This window comes from Frankia sp. CcMO1 (assembly GCF_977945845.1).
The window spans coordinates 1-5,207 of sequence record NZ_CDWTMG010000294.1 but is presented as its reverse complement, the minus strand read 5'-3'; the positions used below and the strand labels follow the sequence as shown (position 1 = coordinate 5,207).

Here is a 5,207-nt window from a genome sequence, read left to right as displayed (position 1 = left end):
CCCCGATAAACTTCCCAAACAGGCCCTAGTGTCCCGGACACGCCGGGCCGAGAGGGGCACAGGTCGAACAGGCTGAGAGGAGGACCGGCCGGGATGGCCGACAGGTCGCAGTGCGAGGCCGCGCTCCATGCTCTCGCCGCCCGCCTGGATGGGCTCTCCGCCGACGGCCGTCCCCCGCGTGCCCCGGATCGCGTCATCGTCTGCCGTATCCCCGATCTCGATGCCGTCTTCTCCGGGGAGCTGCGTGACGGCTGCCTGCGGCACATCGGCGAGGGCACCCGCGACGACGCCCAGATCATCCTAACGCTGGACAGCGACGACCTGGTGGCGGTCGCCGAGGGAAGGCTTCCCGCGCTGACCGCCTGGGCCAGTGGACGGCTGAAGGTGGACGCGAGCGTGCGGGATCTGCTGCGGGTCCGCTCGCTGCTGTGACGATGCGCCTGTTCGCCGACGATGCTCCAAGGCGCCGGGACTCAGGCGGGCGCCACGGGCTCCAGCGCCCGGGGCGCCGGAGCCATCAGGTCCTCGCAGCCCGGCGGGCGTCGCGCCGCGATCGTGTGGACGGCGACGCCGCTGTCCAGGGCGGACCAGACTGTGGCGCAGGCGGCCCGCAGCCCGTCCAGCCCGTCGGTGCCGTCCCCGTTCCACGTGTCGTCGCCCGGCACATCCCAGTCTGACGCATTCCCACCGGAATGACCGCTACCCGAACGATCGCCACCCGACGCGTCATCGCCCGGCCCGTGGCTCTCACCCGACCCGTGGCTCTCACCCGACCAGTGCAGCGTCCCCTCCTCGACCCGGCTGCTCCAGGCGCCGCAACGATAGGCGTGGTTCCCCAGCTCCGGGACGGCCTTCACCGGTGGCGCCGCCCGGAGCAGCCCGCGCAGGTCCGCGGCGACGAAGTCGGGACGGTGCGGAGCGGGAGCGGCGAGCAGGTCCCCGGGGGTCGTCACCCCGGTGAAGACGAGCAGGGTCGGCGTCGACGTCCGGTGACCGGCCTCGATGTCGGTGTCGAGCCGGTCACCGACGATGAGGGGTGTCCGGGCTCCGCTGCGCCGCATCGACTCGCGGTGCATCGCCGACTCGGGCTTGCCGGTCACCACCGGCTCGCGGTCCGTGGCGGCCCGCAGGAAGGCGATGACGGATCCGTTGCCGGGCGCGACGCCCCGCTCGGTCGGCACGGTGCGATCGGCGTTGCTGGCGATCCACAGTGCTCCGGCCCGGATGGCATAGGCCGCCTCGGCGAGGCGGGCATAGGTGAGATCCGGGTCGAACCCCTGGACCACCGCCGCCGGATCGTCCTCGGCCGAGTCCACCGGGACCAGGCCCTCCTCCATCACCGCCTGTCGAAGTCCCCGCCCTCCGGTAATGAGCACCCGGGATCCGGTGCCCAGCCGTTCAGCCAGGACGTGCGCCGCTGCCTGCGCCGAGGTGACGACGTCCTCGGTTTGCGCCGGTACGCCGAAGCCGCGCAGGCGGGCGGCGACCTCGGCCGGCGGGCGCAGTGCGTTGTTCGTGACATACACCGTGCGCATCCCCCGGCGGCCCGCGGCGGCGATGGTGTCCGCCGCGTGCGGCACGGCGGTGCCCCCACGGTTGACGACACCGTCAAGATCCATCAGGGCGACGTCAAACAGATCGGCCAGCGGCCGGTCCGTCCCACGCAACGGCCCGGGGAAGCCACCGGAAGGCACGGAGAAACCAGAAAACACGGAAGACGACGAAGCGGAGGAGACCGCGGAAGAGCTGGCTGACGTGGTCTCGTCCGCGGGCACGGCGGCCGGCCGGGTCACGCTCGGGCCAACGCCGCGCGGGCGCCACGCAGCGCGACATCGTAGTGTCGGATGTCGGGACGCATCGCCACGGCCAGCGCCAGATGCTCCACGGCCACCCGAAGATCACCGATCTTGCGGGCGGACAACCCGAGGCCGAACTGGGCGTAGTCGTCGGTGGGATGCCGATCCACGATCCAGGCGAAGGTCTCCCGGGCCGCGCCGTACTGACCGGCGGTGAACTGCGCCCGGGCCAGCGCCTCCCGCACGCTCGGCGAGGCGGGTTCGGCCACGACGGCGTGGGCCAGCAGCTGCACCGCGGCATTGGCGTCCCCGTGGCCGAGCAGCGCCATCCCCCGGGTGTACCAGTCGTAGACCTCACCCGCCGGTCCCGGCCGGGACCGGTCCGCACCGTCATCCCCCCAGGACGTCACCTCGGACGGCACCGAGCTGGATCTATCACGTCGTCCGCGGGCGGGCAGCCCACCGGGCATCTCGTCCGGTACATCCCCCGGAGGGCCGGTCTCCTCGGACATCTTCACCTCCACTACACGGATGATCATCTGTCGCCTCGCCAATCCTGAGCACCGGGCACGGGCCTCGCGCCGGGCTCCGCCGCACCGTGGCGCCCTCGGTGCGCATCACCGCCTCTCACCCGAGGAACACCTCCGGATCCGGAATCACTCCGTCCGCCACCGCAGGCACCAGGCACCAGGCACCAGGCACCAGGCACCAGGCACCAGGCACCAGGCACATCCTCGAGGTCCGCAGCTCCAGTGTCGCCGCAAAGCCACCCGACGTACCTCGAGATCCCCATAACGATCAGGTGTGCGCTGTCCACCGTCCCGCCGCTCCGATGGCACGCTCGCACTACGTAAAGGTGGTGAAATGTTCCTCTCGCCCGGTTGGGCCGGCCGGAACACGGGCGGTCAGTGGCGAGGGCACTCCCGGGTCACACCGGGTCCGCACTCTCGGGGCCCTACGATGCGGCTCATGGTTGACGCCGATCGTCCCGTTCCCGCCCCGGCGGGTCTCGTGCTCGCCCCGTTCCGGGCCGCACGATTTCCGTCCTCCGGGCCGGACCTCGCCCCGCTGACCTCCCCGCCCTACGACGTCATCGACGACGCCGAGCGGGCGGAACTCCAGGCGCGCGACGAGCACAACGTGGTACGGCTCATCCTCCCCGGGGAGGACTACGACGGGGCCGCCCGCACGCTGCGGGCATGGCTGGACAGCGGGGTGCTGCGTCGCGACGAGAAGGCCTCCGTCTACGTCTACGAGGAGGAGCAGGCCGGCCATGCCCAGCGCGGGCTGATCGGGGCGGTCGCGCTGACCGATCCGGATGCGGGGATCATCCTCCCGCATGAGAACACCATGGCGGGCCCGGTCTCAGACCGGTTGGCGCTGACCCGCGCGACCCGCGCGAACCTGGAACCGATCTTCCTGCTCTACGCCGGCGGCGGCGAGACCAGCCGGGTGGTCTCGATGGTGGTCGCCACAACGCCACTGGTGGAGACGTCCACGGGCGACGGGGTGACGCACCGGCTCTGGGCCATCGACGATCCGGCGGTCCTCACCGCCATCGCCGCGGACCTGCTGCCCCGGCGCGCGGTGATCGCAGACGGCCACCATCGGTACGCCACCTACCGCCAGTACCAGGCGGAACGGCACGCCGCCGGGGATGGTTCGGGTCCCTGGGACTTCGGCCTGGCCTTCCTCGTCGACGCGACCGTCTCGGGGCCCCAGGTACACGCCATCCACCGGGTGGTGCGTGGTCTCGGGCTCGCCGAGGCAGTGCGGCGGGCCGCCGAGGTGTTCACCGTGCGTCAGCTCGCCGGGCCCGGCGAGGGCGGTACCGCTGCCGGGGATGGTACCACTGCCGGGGATGCCGGTGGCGTGGGGCCGGCAGGCGCGGACCCGGACGCGCTGGTGGAGGAGCTGGCCAAGGCCGGGCAGGGCGGGCACGCATTCGTGGTCACCAACGGCACCGCGGCCTACCTGCTCACCGAGCCCGACCCCGACCTGCTCGCGCGTAGTCTGCCCCCCGAGCGGTCGGCGGCCTTCCGTGGACTCGACGTCACCGTCACTCATCTTGCGTTGATCGTGGACGTCTGGGGGTTGACGGACACGGTGGGCGTGGTCGACTACCACCACGACGCGCCGGCCGCGATCGCCGCGGCGGCTGCGGCGGGAGGTACCGCGCTGCTGCTCAACCCCACCCCGATCGCCGATGTGGCGGCCGTCGCCGAGGCCGGCGAGCGGATGCCGCGCAAGTCGACGTTGTTCACCCCGAAGCCGCGCACCGGACTCGTGCTGCGTCCACTCGACGACTGACCGGCGTACGCATGACCGGCGTAGGTACGGTCCGTCTCCACCGCGGACCCACCTCCCCGCAGACCCACGGATACCGCGGGCGGAGTGGCCCTCGGCCGGACGGTCCTACCCCTCGGTCTTCGTCCCCTCGGTCTCGAGGCCGGGGCCAGGGGCGTCACCATGATCAGTAAGATCATGGTCGGTAACGTCCTGATCGACATTCGCTTCGGTATTCGCCTCGGTCCCGGCGTCCGCGCCGGGATCGGCCCGATCGGAGAGCAGGAGATCCACGCCGTCCCGCGCAGCCTCCTCGTTCTCCTCGGGGAGAGGCCGACCAGTCATGATCAGATACGCGCGGGCGTCAGCGTCAGTCTCTCCTTCGTCGATCGCCGCCGTGGAGGTGAACCAGCGTGCGGCCTCCTCGGGACGACCGGCGGCAAGCAGCGCCTCGGCATAGGCGTACCAGAGACGGGCGGTCCACGGCGCGGGCGGCGTCTTGGCCGTGGCCAGATCCCGCAGCAACACGACGGCGGCCTCCGGCTGACCGAGGTCCCGGCGGGCCCCGGAGACGACGATGAGCATCTCCGCCCGAGCGGCCGGATCAAGCTGGTCGATCTGCGGATCCCGCAGGTAGGCGACGGTACGCTCCGGCCGGCCCAGCCCCCGTTCGCTGTCCGCCATCAGCGGCAGGTTGTGCGCGGAACCGTCCATCCGACGAGCGGCCCGAAGTTCCACCAGGGCCGTCGCGTACTCCCCCGCGTGGTAAGCCGCGATACCGACCGCCTCGCGCACCGCGGGCAGGCGTGGCACTCGATCGGCGGCGGCGCGGGCGTGGGCAAGCGCGCGGGCGGGATCGTCGTCGAGCAGCAGGGCGGTTGCGACGAGATGGCGGGCGATCGTGTCGGCGAGCGACGACGGCAGCCCCCGAAGGGAGCGGCGCACGTCGTGGTCCAGCAGGTCCGCGCGGGCCTCGTCGGGAAGTGGCGGAGCCGGCACCCGGGCCCGCCGGCTGCCCTGCTCAGTCTGATCTGTCCGGCCAGCCCGGTCGGTTCTGCCGGGCCGGCCCGGCCCGGTCGGACGGCCGCCGCGGGGGCCGCCGCCCCCGGGCCTGGAAGCCTCGGT

4 protein-coding genes and 1 pseudogene are annotated in these 5,207 nt (G+C 72.3%); 2 read left to right on the top strand and 3 right to left on the bottom strand.

The window, feature by feature from the left end; translation table 11 throughout:
* Positions 1-93: 93 nt before the first annotated feature.
* Complete coding sequence (locus tag AC08OU_RS22360) at positions 94-432, top strand: alkyl sulfatase C-terminal domain-containing protein (protein ID WP_476601377.1); 339 nt, start codon at positions 94-96, stop codon at positions 430-432.
* A gap of 41 nt (positions 433-473) precedes the next feature.
* On the opposite strand, the gene AC08OU_RS22355 is transcribed toward AC08OU_RS22360, so the two are convergent.
* Together AC08OU_RS22355 and AC08OU_RS22350 are read right to left on the bottom strand one after the other, a co-directional pair.
* Positions 474-1,793, bottom strand: a complete 1,320-nt coding sequence (locus AC08OU_RS22355; RefSeq protein WP_476601376.1) for an HAD-IIA family hydrolase — start codon at positions 1,791-1,793, stop codon at positions 474-476.
* Positions 1,790-2,335 (bottom strand): tetratricopeptide repeat protein, encoded by a 546-nt coding sequence (locus AC08OU_RS22350; RefSeq protein WP_476605705.1) that lies wholly within the window; start codon positions 2,333-2,335, stop codon positions 1,790-1,792. Before AC08OU_RS22350 ends, AC08OU_RS22355 begins: the two co-directional genes overlap by 4 nt.
* Positions 2,336-2,756: 421 nt before the next feature.
* Between AC08OU_RS22350 and AC08OU_RS22345 the strand changes: the two genes are divergently transcribed.
* Positions 2,757-4,106, top strand: coding sequence for a DUF1015 family protein (locus AC08OU_RS22345; protein ID WP_476601374.1), 1,350 nt, complete (start codon positions 2,757-2,759; stop codon positions 4,104-4,106).
* A 105-nt stretch (positions 4,107-4,211) separates the two neighbouring features.
* Here AC08OU_RS22345 and AC08OU_RS22340 read toward each other — a convergent pair.
* Positions 4,212-5,207 (bottom strand): annotated as a pseudogene (locus AC08OU_RS22340) (hypothetical protein); the annotation flags it as partial.

Coding starts and splice junctions, on each gene's coding strand:
- AC08OU_RS22360 (WP_476601377.1), top strand. CDS start 94: ATGGCCGACAGGTCGCAGTGCGAGGCCGCGCTCCATGCTCTCGCCGCC.
- AC08OU_RS22350 (WP_476605705.1), bottom strand. CDS start 2,335: ATGATCATCCGTGTAGTGGAGGTGAAGATGTCCGAGGAGACCGGCCCT.
- AC08OU_RS22345 (WP_476601374.1), top strand. CDS start 2,757: ATGCGGCTCATGGTTGACGCCGATCGTCCCGTTCCCGCCCCGGCGGGT.